This is a genomic window from Actinotalea sp. C106 (assembly GCF_023630195.1).
In the GTDB taxonomy this organism is placed as follows: Bacteria; Actinomycetota; Actinomycetes; order Actinomycetales; family Cellulomonadaceae; genus Actinotalea.
Genome location: NZ_JALPKN010000618.1, coordinates 1 through 630, shown reverse-complemented (window position 1 = coordinate 630; position 630 = coordinate 1). Strand labels below are relative to the sequence as shown.

At 77.0% G+C, this 630-nt stretch carries 1 pseudogene; it reads right to left on the bottom strand.

The features are described 5' to 3' along the window. Positions 1-630 (bottom strand): annotated as a pseudogene (locus tag L0B03_RS18830) (N-acetylglucosamine-6-phosphate deacetylase); the annotation flags it as partial.

Here is a 630-nt window from a genome sequence, read left to right as displayed (position 1 = left end):
GAGCACCTGGGCCGGGACGGTCGCCGCCATGGTGACGGCGTCGAGGAGGTCGACCCCGCCCGCGACCGTGGTGCGCACGACGTCGAGGAGGTGCGCGGTGCCCCCGGCGAGCGCGCCGGTCCCTGCCGTCACGTGGTGCTCGGCGGACCCTGCGGGCCCAGGGGACGCTGCGGCGGCGAGCCGCGCGGCGCCGTCCGCGACCACGACCTCCTGCGAGCCGAGACGGTAGGTGCCGTCGGGCATGCCTGCCGCCGCCATCGCGTCGGTCACCAGCACCAGGGCCTGCGGGCCGAGGAGCTCCCAGACCTCGCGGACCAGGGCCGGGTCCAGGTGCACGCCGTCGCCGATGAGCTCGAGGACGAGCTCACCGCGCCGGGCTGCGGCGAGCAGCTCCCCGATCGGCCCCACCTCGCGGTGGTGCCAGGGGCGCATGCCGTTGAACAGGTGGGTCGCGGTGGCACGCTGGGACCGGGCCGGACCAGCCACCTCGCCTGTCGCGCCCTCGGGGCTCGTCGTCTGCCCCCCCTCTCCCGCGCGGAGCAGCTCGACCGAGAGCTGCAGGGCCGCACGGGTGGCCTCCGGCCCGGCGTCGGTGTGGCCCCACGAGGGCAGGGCCCCAAGTCGGATCGT